Raw genomic sequence first — 19,054 nt, 5'->3', positions numbered from 1 at the left:
CATCTTCAAACAATTCGTTACGGCTGATTTATATAGATTTCATGTAGACTTAAGGCGGCTTTTGTCGGGCTGAGCTTGCCGTTCAGCACTTTTTCCTTCAGCTCTGGAAGCTCGCTTTTAACCCGCTCATTGTCGTAAAAGCCGGCAAGCAGCTGTTCCTCGATTAGCGAACGGAGCCAGCTGTCGGCCTGCTCCTGCCGCCGCTGCTCCAGCAGATTCGTTGTCTTCATATGCTGATGGAACTGCTGAATCAGCTGCCAGCATTCGGTGATCCCGCTTTCTTCAAGCGCCGAAATCGTCTTAACCTTCGGCTCCCAGCCTTCCGTTACAGCGGGAAGCAGGTGTAGAATCCGTTCCAGCTCAACGCGGGCCTGTTCGGCGAGCGGCTTGTTTTTGCCGTCCGCCTTATTAATGAGCAGAATATCAACCATTTCCATTATGCCTTTTTTCATCCCTTGCAGTTCATCCCCTGCTCCCGTCAGTATCAGCACGACAAAGCAGTCGACCATTGAGCGGACGGTAATTTCACTTTGACCGACACCAACCGTCTCGACAATAATCACATCATAGCCCGCCGCTTCACAGAGCATCAGCGATTCCCGCGTTTTCCGGGCGACCCCGCCCAATGTTCCTCCCGTTGGAGAAGGACGAATATACGCCCCTGGATGCTTGGAAAGCCGCTCCATCCTCGTCTTATCACCAAGAATACTGCCACGCGAGAGCGAGCTCGTCGGATCAATCGCCAGCACCGCCACCCGATGTCCACGCTCGCAAAGCATCGTGCCGAGCGCTTCAATGAACGTACTTTTCCCCGCTCCGGGCACGCCGGAAACGCCAATTCGTATCGACTGGCCGGTATAAGGCATGATTGCAGTCAAAACGTCCTGTGCCAGCTGTAGGTGCTTCGCGGCATTGCTTTCAACGAGGGTGATCGCCCGGGCCAGCATCGCCCGGTTATTCGCTCTGACACCCTGAACATAGTCCTCCAGCCTCAATTCCTTCCGCTTCGGTAAAGGTTTCTCCATCTCAGGCTCCTCCTTTCTGGCAGAGACTTATGCAAGCAGGTAAAGATATCGTGCTGTTTTAAGACGATGATTCATAGCCAAGGCGACGATTTAATTCCTCGATAATCTTCTGTGCCGCTACCGGTATCACCGTGCCCGGACCAAAAATCGCCGCTGCCCCCTTCTCCCGTAAAAACGGGTAGTCTTGTGGCGGAATGACGCCCCCGATAATCACTAGGATGTCTTCACGCCCAAGCCGCTTTAATTCTTCGATCACCTGTGGCAAAAGCGTGTTATGGCCTGCCGCCAGAGAGCTCATCCCTAAAATGTGAACATCATTTTCAACAGCCTGTAAAGCGGCTTCCTCCGGCGTCTGGAAAAGCGGGCCAATATCAACATCAAAGCCCATATCGGCAAAGGCGGTAGAAATCACCTTCGCGCCGCGGTCATGACCATCCTGGCCCATCTTCGCGATCATAATCCGCGGCCGTCTTCCTTCATGCTCCGTAAACCGGTCCGTCATCTCGCGAATCGTTTTCATTTCTTCCTTCTCCCCGTATTCTGAACGGTAGACGCCGCTGATCGAGCGGATTACCGCTTTATGTCGTCCAACTGCCTTTTCATATGCGAGTGAGATTTCTCCGAGGCTCGCCCTTGCCCGGGCCGCCTCTACTGCAAGCGCAAGCAGATTGCCTTTGCCCGACCGGGCCGAAGCGGTAATCGCCTCAAGACGCTGCTGCACGTCCTCCTCATTGCGGTTCTTTCTGAGCACGTCCAGCCGCTTCATTTGCGCCGTCCGAACAGCAGTGTTATCAATATTCAAAATCTCCAGCGGTTCCTCTTCTTTCGGTCGGTAACGATTGACACCGATGATCACTTCTTTGCCGGAGTCAATATGCGCCTGCCGTCTCGCCGCCGCTTCTTCGATCCGCATTTTCGGCAACCCGGTCTCAATCGCCTTTGCCATGCCCCCAAGCTGCTCCACCTCTTCAATATGGGTCCACGCTTTTTCCAGCAGCTCGGCGGTCAGCGCCTCGACATAATATGAACCGCCCCACGGGTCAAGCACATTCGTAATCCCTGTTTCCTCCTGCAAATAAAGCTGCGTGTTGCGGGCAATTCTGGCCGAGAAGTCGGTCGGCAGCGCAATCGCTTCATCGAGCGCATTCGTATGAAGCGATTGCGTATGACCGAGAGCGGCGGCCATCGCTTCAATGCAAGTGCGGACGACATTGTTAAACGGATCCTGTTCGGTTAAGCTCCAGCCTGATGTTTGCGAATGCGTCCGGAGTGCGAGCGACTTATCATTTTTCGGCTGAAACGACTTCATCAGCTTCGCCCAGATCAAGCGCGCCGCCCGCATTTTCGCCACTTCCATAAAATAATTCATTCCGATCGCCCAGAAAAAGGAGAGCCGCGGCGCGAAGGAATCAATATCCATCCCGGCTTTGATCCCGGTACGCACATATTCGAGGCCGTCAGCAAGCGTATAGGCCAGTTCAATATCCGCCGTCGCCCCCGCCTCCTGCATATGATAGCCGGAGATGCTGATGCTGTTGAACTTCGGCATATGGACGGACGTATATTCAAAAATATCGGCAATGATTTTCATTGAAGCTTCCGGCGGGTAAATATAGGTGTTGCGCACCATGTATTCCTTTAATATGTCATTTTGAATCGTTCCTGACAGCTTCGAGAGCGGGACGCCCTGCTCCTCCGCCGCGACAATATAAAAGGCCATAATCGGCAACACCGCACCGTTCATCGTCATCGAGACCGACATTTGATCAAGCGGGATGCCATCAAACAACAGCTTCATATCGAGAACGGAATCGACAGCCACGCCTGCTTTCCCGACATCACCGACAACACGCGGATGGTCGGAATCATAGCCACGGTGCGTCGCCAAATCAAAGGCGATTGACAGCCCTTTCTGGCCCGCGGCCAAATTGCGGCGGTAAAAGGCGTTGCTTTCCTCGGCTGTGGAAAAGCCGGCATACTGTCTGATCGTCCATGGACGCGCCTTGTACATCGCCGGATACGGTCCGCGGAAAAACGGGGCGATTCCCGCGACATAGTCCAAATAAGGGAGGCCGGCCGTATCATCCTTTTGATAAAACGATTTGATCGGAATCTGCTCCATCGTTTGAAAACTCGTCTTTGCTTCAACCTTTTTCATCCGTCCTGGTGACGGGAAGGACATTTGCTGGAAGTTCGGTTTCCTACTCATCGTCTCCTCCTTTCAGCCAATCCTGCAAGGCATACAAAAAAGTATAAGCATTCGTCCGGCGATCGATCATTCCGTCGAGTCCAGCCTGCTTTAATTTGTCCGTCAAAGACTGATCAGGCCGGCCCGCTATGAAATATTTTTTAGCCGCTGCCTGACTGCGCCAATTTTCAATCAGACCGGGCGCCGTTTTTTCATAAGCCTCATCGTGGCCGCACAGGACGATCATTTGACATTGCGCGAAAAAATCGTCTTGTTCCGGAGCATGAAGTGGCGTCTGACGGACATCAAAGCCCCCGCATTGGAAGAAGCCGGCGATAAAATCAGCTCGCGTCTTATAATCAGCGAGCGCTCCCAGTCCGACAATGAGCACGGCCGGCATTGCGCCCTGTTTGGCGGCAAGCCTCCTGCTGCGGTGACGCAGCTTTTCATAAGGCTCGGCAAGCCGGCGTTGCGGAATCGGGGTAACGATCGCACCGCTTCCTACCTGCTGCTTCAAGCATTGCTGCAGCGTCGAGAACGGTATGCCTTCTTCAAGCAATTGCTCCATCTCTGCCAGCGTTTGCGGCGGGGTGATCCTTGTCTTTGTCTCGGCAAGCTTCTGCTGAACCCGGGCCGCGTACTCATCACCTGACTCTTCCTGTCGCGGCGTGACGGAATCTTCCTTCTCCATCAGGTTGATGTATTGATTATTGCCGACAATCACCTGCTTACGCGTTTCCACCTGCTGAACCCGTTTTTTCCACATTGCTTCAATCTCATCCTGGATCACGCCACGCTGTAACGCTTCGACAATCCCGCCGGCTTCATCAATCTCCAGAAAGCGCTTCCATATTTTTTTAGCGAGCTCCTCTGTCACATGCTCGACATACCATGAGCCACCGCTCGGATCAATTGTTTGCCCAATATGCGCCTCTTCTCGCAAAATAAGCGACGTATTTCGCGCGATCCTTCTTGAAAATGAGGTCGTCTGCTGTAGTGCTTCATCAAATGGACTGACCTCGATGCTGTCAACCCCGGCCACCGCTGCCGCAAACGCTTCGCTCGTCGCCCGTAACAGATTGACATGACGATCCTCGGCTGTTTTCGTAAAAAGCGATGTCCGCGCGTGAATGATCATTTTCTGCGCTTCTTCCCCGGCGCCAAACTCGGCCATGATCGCTGCCCATAACGTCCGGGCGGCCCGGAGCTTGGCGATCTCCGTAAAGTAGTCACTGCCGACAGAAAAGGAAAAGGCAATCGCGCTTCCCGCCTCATCGGCTGTCAGCCCGCTGTCGATCAACGCCGCGACATACTCTGCCCCTGTCGCCAATGCGCAGGCTACCTCCATCGCCGCGCTGGCGCCTCCGTTATGGTAATGATGAGCCTGAACCAATACGGTGCGCAAGCCGGGAGCATCATTGCTCGCCCATCGGACCGCCAAAGCCATTTGCTTATAGGCTTCTGCTAAGGAACAGGTCAGCCTGCCATATTTCGCCAGCACGTGCAGCGGATCGGCTCCGACCACACCAAACAGCGGCTTCCCTTCCTTCGATGACACCAGCGCCAAAGCAGCGAGAAACGGAGTCGCGATTTCTCCGGCATCAAGGTAAAGCGGGTAGCGGCTTGGTTCAATCGCGGAAAACAACTCGCGCATATCGTCAAGATCAAATATTGGCACTCCGCCAACCTGCTCTGTTTCAAGCCCGGCGATGTTGCCGCGCTTCACCTCCTCGGCAACCGCAATATGCAGCACCTCCTGCCCGGCAGCGAGCGCTTGGTGAAGCTCTTCATTCAATTGCTTCGGAGTTGCGGCTGAAAGCGCTTGGCTAATCAGCCAGGAGGAATGCTTCGACCGGGTTCCTCTCGTGAACGGAAATTGCCCCGGCAGCTGATCCTGCAAAAGGAGCTGCTGGACATCCTTTCTTTGATACATCGGTTTAAGAACAATGCCGTCGGGCAACGTCGTCAGCAATGTCTCAAACGATTTTCCTTTCAATGATTTTTCCGTCACTTGTTGCCACTCTTCATAGGATGGGGTCGGGAATTCACTAAATTGAGATAATACGTCGTTTTTTTCCATAGTCATGGCAGCCTCTTTAGGCCCCTTCACTCCCTTCATTTGCACTTTTATTTTTTAAAAGACACAACAGTAAGTGAAATCGCTTTCTTAAAGAGGGATATTTCCATGCTTTTTATCAGGAAGCTTCTTCTTCTTATGACGCAGCATTTCTAATGATTGAACAAGAACTTTCCGCGTATCGCGCGGATCAATGACATCATCGACCATCCCGTGCGCCGCGGCGATATACGGATTGGCAAATCGCTCGCGATATTCGGCAATCTTCGCCTTTCTCATCGCTTCCGGATCAGCGCTCTCGCGGATTTCCTTCGCATAAATGATCGTCGCCGCTCCCTCCGGCCCCATGACGGCAAGCTCGGCATTCGGCCAGGCAAAGACGAGGTCGGCGCCGATCGCCTTGCTGTTTAACGCGACATAGGCTCCTCCGAAGGCTTTGCGCAGAATGACGGTAATCTTCGGCACCGTCGCTTCGGAATACGCATACAAAATTTTCGCCCCATGTCTGATGATGCCGCCATGCTCCTGCTTCACACCCGGAATAAAGCCGCTGACATCCTCAAACGTAATAAGCGGAATATGGAAGCAATCGCAAAAGCGGATAAAGCGGGCGCCCTTGTCGGATGAATCAATATCGAGACCGCCGGCCATGTTTTTCGGATTATTGGCGACAAGACCAACCGTTTCTCCGGCAATCCGGCCAAAGCCGACGACGAGATTTTTTGCAAAACGGGCCTGAACCTCCATGAAATCACCGTCATCGACTATCGCAGTGAGCACCTGGCGGACATCATAAACCTTCGTGCCATCGACCGGAACGATATCGACCAGCTCCTGCACGCGCTCTCCAGTCTCTCTGTTCGCCGCGGACGGCTTGCGAATCGCCTTCTCTTCATAGCTGGAAGGAAGAAATTCCACCAATCGTCTAACGTCAGCCAGCACTTCTTCTTCCGTTGCCGCCGTAAAATGGGCATTGCCGCTTTTCGTTGAATGAACGCTCGCTCCGCCGAGATCTTCATGATTGATTTTGGCCCCGGTGACGCTTTCGATTACCTTTGGTCCCGTAATAAACATTTGACTCGTTTTTTCCACCATAAAAACAAAATCAGTAATCGCCGGCGAATAGACCGCACCACCCGCACATGGCCCGAGAATGACGGAGATTTGCGGAATCACGCCAGAGTAAATCGAGTTTCGATAAAAGATATGGCCATAGCCATCAAGCGAGAGAACCCCTTCCTGTATTCGCGCCCCGCCTGAATCATTCAAGCCGATAATCGGCGCACCGTTCTCCGCCGCCAGATCCATGACATTGGCGATTTTTTTCGCGTGCATTTCGCCAAGTGCCCCGCCAAACACGGTGAAATCCTGGGCAAACAGGAAAACAGACCGGCCGGCGATTTTTCCGTAGCCTGTCACTACCCCATCACCCGGTCCTTCTGCAAGTCCTTCCGCCGAGCTGCGGTGTTCGATAAAAGGGTTTAATTCGACAAAGCTTCCATCATCAAGCAACAGCTCAATTCGCTGTCTTGCAGTCAGCTTTCCACGCTCATGCTGCGCATCGATTCGTTTTTGTCCACCACCAAGCTGCACCTTTTCACGTCGTATCTCTAATTCTTGAATGTGATCAAACATATCCATCTCTCTTTACACCACCTTTTGTTATGTAAAGATTTCTCTTCTCCCATCCAAGCCTACATCTCTCCAGGGCGAAAGCAGCTAGCCAAGCTTATTTGTCAAAAAGAATCTCGCATACTCCGGCTTTGCTAACGCTTCCTTCGTCATGACAGCATGCATAATCAGATCCGCATAAATATCGGCGATTTCTTCAATCGAATACTGGCCCGTTTCCTTGTACCATTTATATGTCCAGTTCGTCATTCCGAAAATCGCCATAGAAGTAATCGGTACCGGGATTTCTTTTCTGAATTCCCCGCAGGCAATCCCTTCGTTAACGACCCGAAACATTTTCTCTTTGTAGCGATCGCGCTTACGTTTAATCGTTTCAAAATACTCCTTGCTTAAATAGAGCGATTCCTGGTAAAACACCGTGACATGCGGGCGGTACAGATCAAACATCATCACAAATGATCTGACTGTTTCATAAAGCCGCTCCGCCGGAGTCGAAAACCGGTTATAGGCATCCTCGGCTTTATCAAGGATGTACGTGATAAAGGAATCGTGGACCGTGTAGAGAAGCTCATCCTTTGATTTAAAATTATGATAAAATCCCCCCTTTGATGTTTCGCTTTCCTGCACAATCCGATCGACGGTCACAGCATGAAAGCCATTCTCTTCAAAAAGTCGTAATGCTGTCTCTATAATTCTCTCTTTTGTAGGCTTTTTCTTCATTTTTATCTCTATATCTCCTTTCACGTAAAGCAAATACCCACAGACTGACTAGTCGGTCGGAAGGTATTAGGATTATTATACGAAATGTTCTGACTTTTGTCAATGTTTCTTTTGCAATCGTTTGCTTTTATTTTATGATCCAAATGTCCATCTCTACTGCCCGTCAAAGAGAAGCCGGCTTTGCTCTCCAAGCTCTAAAAACACCGGCTCTCCGAAGCTGCTGAAAAAGTACGATTTTCACTTTTTCAACAGCTTTTTCGTAATGAGCGTAGCCGTTGCCTGATTTTGAAAGCCTTTGCTACGAGTGGGTTTCTCGTAGCAAGGCGTGCAACGCGCGGAGCCATTACTCTTCTTCGAGTTACGGAAAAAGAGGTTTTTCAGTGGCCTCGGCTCTCCTCACATTTTCAACCCGTCGTGCGAGCGTCATTGTTTCAGCTGACATAGCATTTTAAATTTTCCAACGCTTTTCGCTTTAAACGTGATACTTGCATTTGCGAAAGGCCGAGCTTTTCTGCCGCCTGCTTTTGCGAAAAACCGTCCATCACAGTTAAAAAAATAATCTGCTTTTCCTTTTCCGGTAAGCCACTCAGCATTTCCGCCATGTAGAGAGAATGATGGACTTGCTCAACATCATTTTCATACAATGGGATGACATCCAATAAGGTCAGGTCTTCGTCATCGCGGTGAGTTTGCTTAAACAGGGAAACAGCTTGATACGACTGCCATGCCTGCTGACACTCCTTAACTTCCCTTTCACTTATCTTCAGTGCATCAGCGACCTCCGCCAATGATGGGATCCGTTGAAGTCTGACTGTCAATTCATCTATTTTCTTATGGATACGTGGACCGGTCTCCTTGATACGGCGTGGCACGTGAACACTCCATGTCTGATCGCGCAAATAGCGCTTTATTTCTCCAATAATCGTCGGGATGGCAAAAGCTTCAAAGGATCGTCCGCGATCATGCTGATAACGTTTAATCGCCTGTAATAAACCAATCATTCCTACCTGAATCAAATCTTCATTCATCTGGGGGTGGAGAGTATATCGGTGAGCATATTTCCATACAAGATGTTCATACTTTTTTAGAAAATCCTCAATCCGCTCTTCATTGATAGCATTTACTTCAACCTGCTTTTCCTGCTTTGATACAGTAATCAATGAAATCACCTTCTTCCTCCATCTTTGTACCTATGGTAAGAGAAGAGAAGCGCTCTGTCTATTTTACGCTCCTTTACCCTCCATAGCGTAATCAACAGTTTATTCCTTTACGATCTTCTTGATTGCTTCCTTGCACCCGTCAGCATGGCGTTCCTTCTTCATGCGATAGAGCGGTGAATCTCTGCTTGTTTTTATTATACATTATTTTCGAACCATTCTCCCCACCTGCCATATAATAAAGCGAACAAACGGAAAGGAGGCTGGCCTCACATGAGCTTTCAGCCGGAGCGCATGAAGAAACTGCTTGCTCTCGACCCGTTTTTAGCCTCTGCCTATGAGGAGGTTCGACAACATTTTCATTCGGAGGAAGAAGCTCTTCATTATTTGTTTTTACATTATGTAAAAGGCGAGCCTATTTTTCAAAACGCTTACAACCTTTTAACGTAATTTTGATAGAAGAACGTAAAAATGACGTGAAGAGGCCGGGATAAAGGTTTTTCACCTTTTTCCCAGCCTTTTTCTTACAATCTGTATCTATCCGTACATCCTTTTTAAAGTCTGCGAAGGGGAGAGCCCCGCTCCTGAATTTCACATAACCCAAGAGCCGGTTGACTTTCCTTCCATTCTACAAATGTCAGTCTGTTTATTCATCTTGCTAAACTCTTCTCCCGGTTACAAGGCGGATGATCAGCACGATTAAGGCAACAACGAGAAGCAAATGGATCAGGTTGCCTGCGACTTCAAAGCTGAATCCCAGTAACCAGAGAATTAATAAAATAATTAACAGTGTCCACATCAGTTTCACCTCATTTTACGAATTTTATAGCTGCCAGGGTATTCTAAATTAACGACATAAGCCCGCTTCTATGTCTCAAAGGTTAAATGGAGTTCAAATCCGTTTTCTACAACCGTTTTTCCCTTGCGATGGTCATCAAGTAACTGTTTGTACTTTTTTGAATATTGATGAAATTGTTCGCGGTCATTTGTTTCCAATGCGTGGTCAATCTGATCGAGCAGCCTTTTCTTCTTGTCATGATAGAGCGAGTATTCAAGAATGGCCTGCGCATATAACGACTGAACCGTTGCTTCTGAACGTCTTTGCAAGCTTCTGATAATCTGCAACTGCTTCATAACATTATTATCCATCGCGAACTGGTTATTCATCCTAACCCCTCCTCAGCGTTTTCTTTACTTGATAAATACCCACGAGAACATATCGCGAAACATGGCTTTATCTCTTACTGTTTTTCTGACGCTTTCATAACAGCCCACGCTGGGCAAAAGACATAACCGAATAACTATTAATTTTTCATCAGACGGACATCATAACAGTAACGATTGAATGAGGTTTACGTTATAATAAGAATAAAACCTCTTGGAGTGTGATATTGTTTGGACGAAATACCACTAAGTATGATCAGCCTGTTTTTCATTTTGTTAATCCTGTCTGCTTTTTTCTCCTCAGTTGAAACAGCTTTTTCAAGCGCAAATAAAATCCGTTTAAAAAGCTACGCTGACGAAAATCGTCCCGGCGCAAAGAAGGCGCTTTACATTATAGAGAATTTCGATAAAGCATTATCAACCATTCTCGTCGGCAACAATCTCGTCAACATTGCCGCAGCGACCATTTCAGCACAGCTGGCGACAGATCTCTTCGGGCCGAGTACCGGCGTATTTGTCAGTACATTTGTCGTTACCATTCTTGTGCTCATTTTCGGGGAAATTATGCCAAAATCCTTTGCTAAAGAATTTGCTGAACCATTTTCGTTACGCGTTTCCGCGATTCTCATGGTTCTAATAACGATCTTGACTCCGGTCACCTGGGTGTTCCTGCAGCTAAGAAAGGCCGTTTCTCTGCTTATTCGCAATAAACAGATCACTCCTTCTATTACGGAGGAGGAGTTAAAGGTAATGGTGCAGTTGAGTGAAGATGAGGGTGTCTTAAATGAAAATGAAAAAGAGCTTGTCCACCGCTCTTTAGATTTTGATGATATTCTTGTCGGCGAAATTTTAAAGCCGAGAATGGACATTATCGCCATCAATGTCAATCAATCGGCGGAGGAGATTAAAGAGATCTTTTTCCGGGAACGTTTTTCACGTTTGCCTGTTTACGATGGAACGATCGATCATATTATCGGCATTTTGTCCGAGCGGGATTTTCTTACCGCCTATATTCAAGACAAAAATGTCGATATCCCGTCATTGATCAGGGAACCTTTACTCGTTGTAGAATCGATGAAAATTTCGTCACTTTTACCGGAACTGCAGAAAAATAAAATTCATATGGCGATCGTGATTGATGAATTTGGCGGAACATCAGGGCTGGTGACTCTTGAAGATATTCTGGAAGAAATCGTCGGGGAAATATGGGACGAGCATGATGAAACGATCAAGCTTGTGAAGCAGCTCGATCCGAAGACGTATCTTTTTCATGCCGATTATTCACTTGATGATTTCGCGCGGCTGATGAACGTCGAGCTTCCAGATACATCCTATTACACGCTGGGAGGCTGGCTCGTCGAGGAGTTTCAGCGTATTCCCGCTAAGGGGGATGAATTCACCTATGAGCAGCTTTCCTTACAAGTAGAGGAAACGGAAAATCGCAGGCTGCGGCTGATCAAAGTAACGCTTCACTAAGAGAGGCTGGGAAAAAGGTAAAAAAACAACCTTTTTCCCAGCCTCAGCTTTTGTTCCAGGGTCTTACTTTTCCGCTTCTATCTGTTCAATTTCATTCTGCACGATATGAATGACTTCTTTGCGATCATCATCATAAAACAGTAATGACAGTTTATCCTTATCATAGGAGATTAATCTTCCATGCAATATTTGTCTGCCTATTTTTGGTCGAATAATAGTCAATTTCAGCAATTGGTTTCTCTCTATCCAATCTTGTAATGGAAAGTATTCTTCCATTGTCATTTCCTCCTTGCACACCTTTATCCTTAACTATAACCTGCATTAACATTATTATCACGTTGTTTTTGTTACTTATAGAGAGAACCTCACATTTCATATCTTATGATGAGTATCTTTTATCGTGCTACTATAAGTCTACATTCCTTCGTCTTCAAATCGTTTCAGGTCGTTTTTATGGCCGATCACGATTAAAATATCCCCCTGCTGGATTCGATCCGTCGGCGTCGGGGCGATATTAATATCATCCCCTCTTTTGATCCCAAGAATCGTACAGCCGTACAAAGCGCGGATATTTAACTCAACGAGTGATTGATTGGAAACCTTGTCTGTCGCGATCAGCTCGACGATGCTGTAATCAGGCGAAAGCTCGATGTAGTCGACAATTTTTTCCGAAATGATATGCTGAGCGATCCGGATGCCCATATCCTGCTCCGGATGGACAATCCGATCAGCGCCGATCTTTTCCAATACGCGCTGATGATAGTAGTTTTGTGCTTTCACCCACACTTTTTCAACACCGAGCTCTTTTAACAGCAGCGTACAGAGAATGCTTGACTGTATATCATCCCCAATCGCGACAATGACATAATCAAAATTGCGGATTCCCAATGATTGGAGCGCTTTTTCATCCGTGCCATTGGCGATTACGCTGTGGGTCGAATGGCGCGTAATGTCGTTGACTTTTTCTTCTCGTGAATCAATTGCCAACACTTCATGGCCTAATTTATAAAGCTCTTTACAAACACTGCTTCCAAAGCGCCCCAGTCCAATGACAGCAAATTGCTTTTTCATCCCGTTCTCCCTACCTTTCCTTTCGCTTATAGCGGCTGTGCTGACGCTTTCTCAATCTTTCAAGCGGATCAGCCTTGTTCGGCGTGTCAGCCTTTTTTGCCCGCAGCAGCTGATCGCCTGCCAGTTCAATGTCAAGCTGAAGTCCTTCTTTCACCGGAAACGAAAATGCCTCTTTCGGAAAAATCATTTCTTTTTCCTCTGTTCCGACCAGCAGCACAACAAAGGCCTGATCGACAATCCGGTCTATGACGGCTTTCACGATGATCACCCCATTACTTTATTCATCATGCTCCAAAATTATTTCATAAGACGTTCCATCGGTTTCGACAACGATTTTCCCGTGCTGATCGGTTCCGTACAATGGAATATTCTTTTCCTGAAAAAGCTCGACAACTTCGGCATGGGGATGCCCATATTCATTCTCTCTGCCAGCTGAATAAATCCCTGCTTCAGGCTTCACCGCTTCCAGAAAAGCCGGCGTCGTGGAAGTCGAAGAGCCGTGATGACCCACCCGTAAAATGGTCGACTGCAAATGAGCAGAGCGCTCGATAATTTCTTCCTCAGCCTCTGCTTCCGCATCACCCATCATTAAAAACGAAACGTCGCCAAAATGAACCTGAACGGCAATCGAACCGTTATTAAGATCCCCTGTCAGTTCTTCCGGGTGCAGAACCTCAAGCAGCAGCGAACCAATTTCAAATTCCTCGCCGGCCCGTGGTTCATAGTAATCTGCTCCCGAAGCTTCAATAGCAGCCACCATCCGTTCAAATGTTTTCGTCGTGTGACTGTCGCCGGACATCCATACTTCTTCCACCGGAAAGGCATCCAGCACTTGATCAGCCTGGCCGATATGATCAGCGTGAGGATGAGTCGCAATAAACAAATCAATCCGCTCCACCCCACTGTCCTCCAGCAAAGACACAACCTCCTCCCGGTCGTGCCGCCCGGCATCAATCAAGATCGTCGCCTCTTCCGCTTGAAACAGAGTCGCATCCCCCTGCCCGACATCAAAAAAGGTGACGATCAACTCCCCCTCTGTCACTGGAGGCGGAGTAGGGGGCGCCACTTGTTGCTCCGGAAAACAGCCGGCACAAATCAAAAGCAAGCCGAGCATAAAACCAGTTATCGTCCATTTGTCCTTATTCATCTCTGTTTTTCCTTTCACAGCAAAACCCCACTTGCCAGTTCATCAGCAAATGGGGACAATTTCTTATTTCTCAACAATCAAAAACCCGACCTTTTCCTCTATTACGCCACATCAAAAAGGGAAAAGCGCCCTCCCTTCGATGCTGGCAACGGCTTCTTCTTCACGCTGCATACAGGGAAGAAACCCGCTTCCCTGTATGCTTTTTAAAACCGGGTGCTGACTACGCTCGTTGCTTCGACCATCCTCAAAAGGGAAAAGCGCCCTCCCCTCGATGCTGGCAACGGCTTCTTCCGCACGCTGCATACAGGGAAGAAACCCGCTTCCCTGTATGCTTTTTAAAACCGGGTGCTGACTACGCTCGTTGCTTCGACCATCCTCAAAAGGGAAAAGCGCCCTCCCTTCGATGCTGGCAACGGCTTCTTCCGCACACAGCATACAGGGAAGAAACCCGCTTCCCTGTATGCTTTTTAAAACCGGGTGCTGACTACGCTCGTTGCTTCGACCATCCTCAAAAGGGAAAAGCACCCTTTTGAGGATGGTCTAGCCTAATACTTTTTTGATGGCTTCTAGGACGCGGTCGGCTTGGAATGGTTTGACGATGAAGTCCTTTGCGCCTGATTGAATCGCGTCGATAACCATCGACTGCTGTCCCATCGCGGAACACATGATAACTTTCGCTCCGCCGTCAATTTGCTTAATTTCTTTAAGTGCCTGAATGCCGTCCATTTCAGGCATTGTAATATCCATCGTGACGAGATCAGGATTCAGTTCCTTATATTTCTCGACAGCTTCCGCGCCGTTTGCCGCTTCGCCAACAACTTCAAAACCGTTTTTCGATAAAATATCCTTAATCATCATCCGCATAAATGCTGCATCATCCACAATTAAAATTGACGCCATACGACCACCTCATTACCTTTTCTCCATAAATTATGATTCTGATTCCAGAATAACCTTTTCTAAATTCAACAGGGTAAACAATCTGTTATCCAGCTTGACAACCCCTCGCAAATATTCCGCCTCCACGCCGCCGACAACTTCCGGCGTAGGTTCAATTTTCTCAAGCGGAATGTCAAGCACATCATTTGCGCCGTCTACAATGACCCCGATTTCCAACTCATCTTTCGCGATGACGAGAATACGAGTCGATTCATCAAAGCTCTTATCCTCTAAGCCAAATCGTTTACGCAAGTTGATGATCGGTGTAATCACCCCGCGTAAATTCATCACTCCCGTAACAAAGGGAAAGGTTCTCGGAATCCGCGTTACAGGCTGCATCCGTTCAATCGATTGAACATAATCCACTTCAATCGCGTACTCTTCATCTCCTAACTGAAAAACGATCACTTTTAATTCTTGTTTCGTAGCAATTTCATTGGACAACGTGACGGCCTCCTCTGGTAAGATTACTTGATTAACGCATTCGAATCAACGATTAAAGCAACCTGTCCATTTCCAAGTATGGTTGCTCCTGAAATGGCAAAAACATCCTTCAAATAGTTTCCAAGTGACTTTAATACAATATCATGCTGACCAATTAAGGAATCAACAACGAGACCGGCCACTTTCTCCCCTTTATGAACAATCACGAGGGAATAAAATTCATCATCCGTCTGCTCGCCCGGTACCTGGAAAATATCTTTTAGGAAGACAAGCGGGACGACCTTCCCACGGAAATCAATCACTTTCTGGTTATGTGCGCTATATACATCCTGCTTGTTAACGATCGCGGTTTCCACAATTGAACTGAGCGGAATCGCGTACTTCTCATCCTGCAGTTCAACAAGCATGACATCAATGATAGACAGCGTCAAAGGCAATTGAATCGAGAAAACAGAGCCTTTGCCGAGTTCTGAATTCACCGTTACTACCCCGCCTAATGATTCAAACGTATTGCGGACGACGTCCAACCCGACTCCGCGGCCGGAAACATCGGTAATTGTTTCGGCAGTGCTGAAGCCCGATGCAAAAAGCAATCCAAACACTTGCTGATCTGTCAGCTTATCGGCATCTTCTTCGGAAACCACGCCATTGGTCAATGCTTTGTTAAGTACTTTTTCACGATCAATGCCTGCACCATCATCTTCAATTTCAATGTAGACATTGTTTCCACTATGATATGCTTTCAGGCGTACTGTTCCCTCTTCCGGCTTGCCAAGCTGACGGCGTTTATCCGGAGTTTCAATCCCGTGGTCAATCGAATTTCTGAGCAAATGAACGAGCGGATCGCCAATTTCGTCAATGATCGTCCGGTCAAGTTCCGTTTCAGCTCCGATAATCTCAAGATTGACTTTCTTATTTAAATCTTTGGATAGGCTTCTGACCATGCGCGGAAAGCGATTGAACACCTGCTCAACCGGCATCATTCTCATATTCAGAATAATCTCCTGAAGATCGCCGGAAATTCTTGACATGCGCTCAACCGTTTCATTTAATTCATTGTTCTTCAATTCACTGGCGATTTGTTCAAGTCGGCCGCGGTCGATGACCAGCTCTTCAAATAAATTCATTAACACATCGAGCCGCTCAATATTAACACGAATCGTTTTATTATGCTCAGGCGCCGCCTTCTTCGGCTGGGAAGAAGCTGCTTCCTTCGCCGCCGGCTTGCTGGCCTGCGCCGACTTTGCTGCCTGTGCCGGGGTTGGCGCAGGGCTTGCAGGCTTTTCCTCTTCATGCGAAAGCTTCAGTTTATTTTGATCAACCTGCTGAACATGAACATTGGTAATCTCAGAAACTTTTAAAATCCGTTTCTTAATTTCTTCTCCTTCAATCTTCGTAATGACGGTGACGAGGAAATCCTGGTCAAATTTTTCCTCTTCCAGCTCTTCAGCTGGAGGGGACGACTTAATGATTTCACCAATCTGTTCGAGCACCTCAAACACCATGAAGACCCGGGCTGCCTTTAACATCGCATTTTCGTCAAGCGTGACCTTTACCTGATACGTAGTATAGCCCTGCTCATACGATTGCTGCAGGACCGTCCGCTCGAACTCATCATACGTTTCGGACAACGCTTCTTCCCCAGCTACTTCCTGCTTTTCTTCTTTCACCGGCGCTTCTGCCGTCGCAGCGATGGAAGGCTCACCCTTTTCAATTCTTTCAAGCTGGGCGACGACTTCACTTACATCATGCGTTCCGGTTCCGCCACCGGCAATATCGGTTACCATTGCTTCTAAATCATCGACGGCCGCAAACACGACATCCAGGACTTCTGAAGTAGCCTGAAGCTTGTGATTGCGAATTAAATCCAGGACATTTTCCATGTTATGCGTTAAGTGAGCCAAGTCCTCAAAGCCCATGGTAGCTGCCATGCCTTTCAGTGTGTGAGCGGAACGAAATACTTCTCCTACAATCGAAATGTCATCAGGTGCTTGTTCTAACTTTAAAAGATTGTCATTAATGGCCTGAAGATGTTCCTGACTTTCATCAAGAAAGACATCTAGATATTCTGAGTTAACCAAATTCCTATTCACCTCGATGTTTTCCGAAAAGGTCTACTTACAACGCAAACAATATTCGGATCTTTTTTCTCATAATAGCATATTTTTCATCTAAAAAAGTAGATTCTCGCTAGGAAATAAGAAATAGTTTAAAAGAATTAGATATTTTTGTCGATTTTTCAGGAGAACGACCCTTTTTCTCCCGCTAAAAACGATTGATATTCCTCCACCGACAGCGGTCTGGAATGGAGATAACCTTGCACGCTGTCACAGCCCTGTTCACGCAAATAAGCGAGCTGTTCTTCCGATTCCACCCCTTCGGCAATGACCGATATTTTCAAAAAATGAGCGAGATTAATTATCATCGCGATCACCGCTTCGCTATTTTTCCCCTTGCCGAGATTCCGGACAAACGACTGATCGATTTTCAATTCTTGGATCGGCATTTGCGCCACATATTGGAGCGAGCTGTAGCCAGTGCCAAAATCATCCAGGCTGATCTTAATCCCTAATGTACGCAGCTGGCGTAAAACCTCCAGCGTCCGTTCAAAATCAATCGTCACGCTTTCGGTTACTTCGATTTCAAGCAAATGTGGAGGAAGCTTCGACTCCGCCAATACTTCTTCCACCGTTTCCACGATATCTTTTTGCAGAAACTGGCGCAACGAAAGATTAACAGACATCGTTATAGGCGGATAGCCCCGGTCAATCCAGCTTTTTTTCTGATGACAGGCCTCTTTTAAAATCCACTTGCCAATCGGTACAATCAGACCTGTTTCTTCGGCAATCGCAATAAATTTCTCCGGCGGGATGAATCCTTCCTCAGGATGCTGCCAGCGCACGAGCACTTCCTCCCCGCAAATCGTTCTTGTATGGACATCGAACTTCGGCTGAAAATAAAGCGAGAATTCCCCTTTGTCCAACGCCCGCCGCAAATCATTTTCGACATAGAACCGTTCGTAGAAATAATAGCGCATATCACTTTCATAGAATTGATAGCTGTCGCTGCTCTTCGTTTTCGCGCGGAACATCGCCACATCAGCCGCCTTAATCAGCCCTTCTCCGTTCTTGCCATGCTCCGGAAACAGTGAAATCCCGATGCTGCCGGTCAAGGTAAACTCGTAGCCGTTAATAAGCAATGGCTGGCGGATACGGGCCAGCAGCTGCTTTGCGATCTGCCTAATGTCATCCGGCTCTGCCTGGCCGGGAAGGATCACGACAAACTCATCCCCGCCCATGCGTGCTAGAATATTGGGTGGAAAAAGAACGTCCCTAAGCCGCACGGCCAGTTCTTTTAAAGCTTTGTCCCCGAAAAAGTGACCGAGCGTATCATTGACAAACTTAAAGCGGTCTAAATCAATAAACATAACGGTGAGCTTCTCTTCCTTAAGGATCAGCTGCTCCAGCTGTTCTGCCACATAGCGGCGGTTTGGCAAACCCGTCAGCCCATCCTCATTCGCCATTCTTCTTATTTTTTCTTTTGCTTGTAAATGCTCGGTCACATCTTGAACGATTCCGGTTACCCCTTCTACCCTGCCGTCGGCATAGTGCGGCATAACTGTCATCGAAGCGACTATCTTATCCTGCTGCCGGTTTTTCAGCTCGATTTGAAAGCTGGCGACCTCTCCTTTGATCGCCTCTCTCATAAACAGATCAATGGATGAGCGCTGTTCTTCGCCAAGGATGTCAAAAATCTCCATTGAAAGCAGTTCCGTTTCGCTAAACCCCGTTAAGCGGATTGCCGCAGGATTGACCTCCGTAAATTGCCCGCAGCGATCTAGCATAAAGATTGCATTCGTGCTATAGCGAAATAACGAACGGTATTGCTGCTCGCTATCGTGCAGCTTTGTTTTCAATTTAGTCAGATTCATTTCATTCATCGCATTCTCCTTATCACCTTCAGCTCTATCCTTCCCCTTGTTCCATACGCCGCTTTCCTCTTTCTCACATCGCT

The 19,054-nt window shown here is 47.9% G+C and carries 19 protein-coding genes; 2 read left to right on the top strand and 17 right to left on the bottom strand.

Annotated elements, in window-relative coordinates; translation table 11 throughout:
• Nucleotides 1-17: 17 nt before the first annotated feature.
• The 6 genes from meaB to M3202_RS13755 form a co-directional block, all read right to left on the bottom strand.
• Nucleotides 18-1,025: a methylmalonyl Co-A mutase-associated GTPase MeaB gene (meaB, locus tag M3202_RS13780; protein WP_251223911.1), complete on the bottom strand. Its 1,008-nt coding sequence runs from the start codon at nt 1,023-1,025 to the stop codon at nt 18-20.
• Nucleotides 1,026-1,083: 58 nt separating this feature from the next.
• On the bottom strand, nt 1,084-3,207 hold the full coding sequence (gene scpA, locus M3202_RS13775; RefSeq protein WP_251223943.1) for a methylmalonyl-CoA mutase: 2,124 nt from the start codon (nt 3,205-3,207) through the stop codon (nt 1,084-1,086).
• Nucleotides 3,208-3,226: 19 nt separating this feature from the next.
• Nucleotides 3,227-5,299: a methylmalonyl-CoA mutase family protein gene (locus tag M3202_RS13770; protein WP_251223910.1), complete on the bottom strand. Its 2,073-nt coding sequence runs from the start codon at nt 5,297-5,299 to the stop codon at nt 3,227-3,229.
• Nucleotides 5,300-5,380: 81 nt separating this feature from the next.
• Nucleotides 5,381-6,931: an acyl-CoA carboxylase subunit beta gene (locus tag M3202_RS13765; protein ID WP_251223909.1), complete on the bottom strand. Its 1,551-nt coding sequence runs from the start codon at nt 6,929-6,931 to the stop codon at nt 5,381-5,383.
• Between the two features lie 78 nt (nt 6,932-7,009).
• Entirely contained in the window at nt 7,010-7,642 is a 633-nt protein-coding gene (locus M3202_RS13760) for a TetR/AcrR family transcriptional regulator (protein ID WP_251223908.1), read from the bottom strand.
• A gap of 431 nt (nt 7,643-8,073) precedes the next feature.
• Nucleotides 8,074-8,811, bottom strand: coding sequence for a SigB/SigF/SigG family RNA polymerase sigma factor (locus M3202_RS13755; RefSeq protein ID WP_251223907.1), 738 nt, complete (start codon nt 8,809-8,811; stop codon nt 8,074-8,076).
• A 261-nt stretch (nt 8,812-9,072) separates the two neighbouring features.
• On the opposite strand from M3202_RS13755, the gene M3202_RS13750 reads away from it, so the two are divergent.
• Nucleotides 9,073-9,249: a hypothetical protein gene (locus tag M3202_RS13750; protein WP_251223906.1), complete on the top strand. Its 177-nt coding sequence runs from the start codon at nt 9,073-9,075 to the stop codon at nt 9,247-9,249.
• Nucleotides 9,250-9,457: 208 nt separating this feature from the next.
• On the opposite strand, the gene M3202_RS13745 is transcribed toward M3202_RS13750, so the two are convergent.
• Together M3202_RS13745 and M3202_RS13740 are read right to left on the bottom strand one after the other, a co-directional pair.
• On the bottom strand, nt 9,458-9,598 hold the full coding sequence (locus M3202_RS13745; protein WP_251192523.1) for a lmo0937 family membrane protein: 141 nt from the start codon (nt 9,596-9,598) through the stop codon (nt 9,458-9,460).
• Between the two features lie 68 nt (nt 9,599-9,666).
• The gene (locus M3202_RS13740) at nt 9,667-9,966 is read right to left on the bottom strand and encodes an IDEAL domain-containing protein (protein ID WP_251223905.1); all 300 of its coding nucleotides are present in this window, start codon (nt 9,964-9,966) and stop codon (nt 9,667-9,669) included.
• A gap of 228 nt (nt 9,967-10,194) precedes the next feature.
• On the opposite strand from M3202_RS13740, the gene M3202_RS13735 reads away from it, so the two are divergent.
• Nucleotides 10,195-11,439: a hemolysin family protein gene (locus M3202_RS13735; RefSeq protein ID WP_251223904.1), complete on the top strand. Its 1,245-nt coding sequence runs from the start codon at nt 10,195-10,197 to the stop codon at nt 11,437-11,439.
• A gap of 63 nt (nt 11,440-11,502) precedes the next feature.
• Here M3202_RS13735 and M3202_RS13730 read toward each other — a convergent pair whose 3' ends face one another.
• The 9 genes from M3202_RS13730 to M3202_RS13690 all read right to left on the bottom strand — a co-directional run bounded on the left by M3202_RS13730 (nt 11,503) and on the right by M3202_RS13690 (nt 18,980).
• Nucleotides 11,503-11,715, bottom strand: a complete 213-nt coding sequence (locus M3202_RS13730; RefSeq protein ID WP_251223903.1) for a hypothetical protein — start codon at nt 11,713-11,715, stop codon at nt 11,503-11,505.
• A gap of 138 nt (nt 11,716-11,853) precedes the next feature.
• Nucleotides 11,854-12,510, bottom strand: coding sequence for a potassium channel family protein (locus tag M3202_RS13725; protein WP_251223902.1), 657 nt, complete (start codon nt 12,508-12,510; stop codon nt 11,854-11,856).
• 10 nt (nt 12,511-12,520) lie between these two features.
• On the bottom strand, nt 12,521-12,769 hold the full coding sequence (locus tag M3202_RS13720; protein WP_251223901.1) for a hypothetical protein: 249 nt from the start codon (nt 12,767-12,769) through the stop codon (nt 12,521-12,523).
• Between the two features lie 18 nt (nt 12,770-12,787).
• Nucleotides 12,788-13,657 (bottom strand): ComEC/Rec2 family competence protein, encoded by an 870-nt coding sequence (locus tag M3202_RS13715; protein ID WP_251223900.1) that lies wholly within the window; start codon nt 13,655-13,657, stop codon nt 12,788-12,790.
• 111 nt (nt 13,658-13,768) lie between these two features.
• Nucleotides 13,769-14,092, bottom strand: a complete 324-nt coding sequence (locus M3202_RS13710; RefSeq protein ID WP_251223899.1) for a hypothetical protein — start codon at nt 14,090-14,092, stop codon at nt 13,769-13,771.
• A 105-nt stretch (nt 14,093-14,197) separates the two neighbouring features.
• Entirely contained in the window at nt 14,198-14,557 is a 360-nt protein-coding gene (cheY, locus tag M3202_RS13705; protein ID WP_251223898.1) for a chemotaxis protein CheY, read from the bottom strand.
• A 30-nt stretch (nt 14,558-14,587) separates the two neighbouring features.
• Nucleotides 14,588-15,040, bottom strand: a complete 453-nt coding sequence (locus M3202_RS13700) for a chemotaxis protein CheW (RefSeq protein WP_251223897.1) — start codon at nt 15,038-15,040, stop codon at nt 14,588-14,590.
• 23 nt (nt 15,041-15,063) lie between these two features.
• Entirely contained in the window at nt 15,064-17,121 is a 2,058-nt protein-coding gene (locus M3202_RS13695) for a chemotaxis protein CheA (protein WP_251223896.1), read from the bottom strand.
• A gap of 158 nt (nt 17,122-17,279) precedes the next feature.
• Nucleotides 17,280-18,980: a putative bifunctional diguanylate cyclase/phosphodiesterase gene (locus M3202_RS13690; RefSeq protein ID WP_251223895.1), complete on the bottom strand. Its 1,701-nt coding sequence runs from the start codon at nt 18,978-18,980 to the stop codon at nt 17,280-17,282.
• Between the last annotated feature and the right edge of the window lie 74 nt (nt 18,981-19,054).

It is taken from the genome of Halalkalibacter oceani (assembly GCF_023715605.1).
GTDB lineage: Bacteria > Bacillota > Bacilli > Bacillales > Bacillaceae_D > Halalkalibacter > Halalkalibacter oceani.
This window is presented reverse-complemented; position numbering and strand designations above follow the sequence as displayed.

Bases quoted from the DNA above. Each gene is read 5' to 3' on its own strand.
- M3202_RS13750 (WP_251223906.1), top strand. From the start codon at position 9,073: ATGAGCTTTCAGCCGGAGCGCATGAAGAAACTGCTTGCTCTCGACCCG.
- M3202_RS13730 (WP_251223903.1), bottom strand. From the start codon at position 11,715: ATGGAAGAATACTTTCCATTACAAGATTGGATAGAGAGAAACCAATTG.
- M3202_RS13745 (WP_251192523.1), bottom strand. From the start codon at position 9,598: ATGTGGACACTGTTAATTATTTTATTAATTCTCTGGTTACTGGGATTC.
- M3202_RS13725 (WP_251223902.1), bottom strand. From the start codon at position 12,510: ATGAAAAAGCAATTTGCTGTCATTGGACTGGGGCGCTTTGGAAGCAGT.
- M3202_RS13710 (WP_251223899.1), bottom strand. From the start codon at position 14,092: ATGCTGTGTGCGGAAGAAGCCGTTGCCAGCATCGAAGGGAGGGCGCTT.
- meaB (WP_251223911.1), bottom strand. From the start codon at position 1,025: ATGGAGAAACCTTTACCGAAGCGGAAGGAATTGAGGCTGGAGGACTAT.
- M3202_RS13740 (WP_251223905.1), bottom strand. From the start codon at position 9,966: ATGAATAACCAGTTCGCGATGGATAATAATGTTATGAAGCAGTTGCAG.
- M3202_RS13690 (WP_251223895.1), bottom strand. From the start codon at position 18,980: ATGAATGAAATGAATCTGACTAAATTGAAAACAAAGCTGCACGATAGC.
- M3202_RS13765 (WP_251223909.1), bottom strand. From the start codon at position 6,931: ATGGATATGTTTGATCACATTCAAGAATTAGAGATACGACGTGAAAAG.
- M3202_RS13770 (WP_251223910.1), bottom strand. From the start codon at position 5,299: ATGACTATGGAAAAAAACGACGTATTATCTCAATTTAGTGAATTCCCG.
- M3202_RS13760 (WP_251223908.1), bottom strand. From the start codon at position 7,642: ATGAAGAAAAAGCCTACAAAAGAGAGAATTATAGAGACAGCATTACGA.
- M3202_RS13715 (WP_251223900.1), bottom strand. From the start codon at position 13,657: ATGAATAAGGACAAATGGACGATAACTGGTTTTATGCTCGGCTTGCTT.
- scpA (WP_251223943.1), bottom strand. From the start codon at position 3,207: ATGTCCTTCCCGTCACCAGGACGGATGAAAAAGGTTGAAGCAAAGACG.
- cheY (WP_251223898.1), bottom strand. From the start codon at position 14,557: ATGGCGTCAATTTTAATTGTGGATGATGCAGCATTTATGCGGATGATG.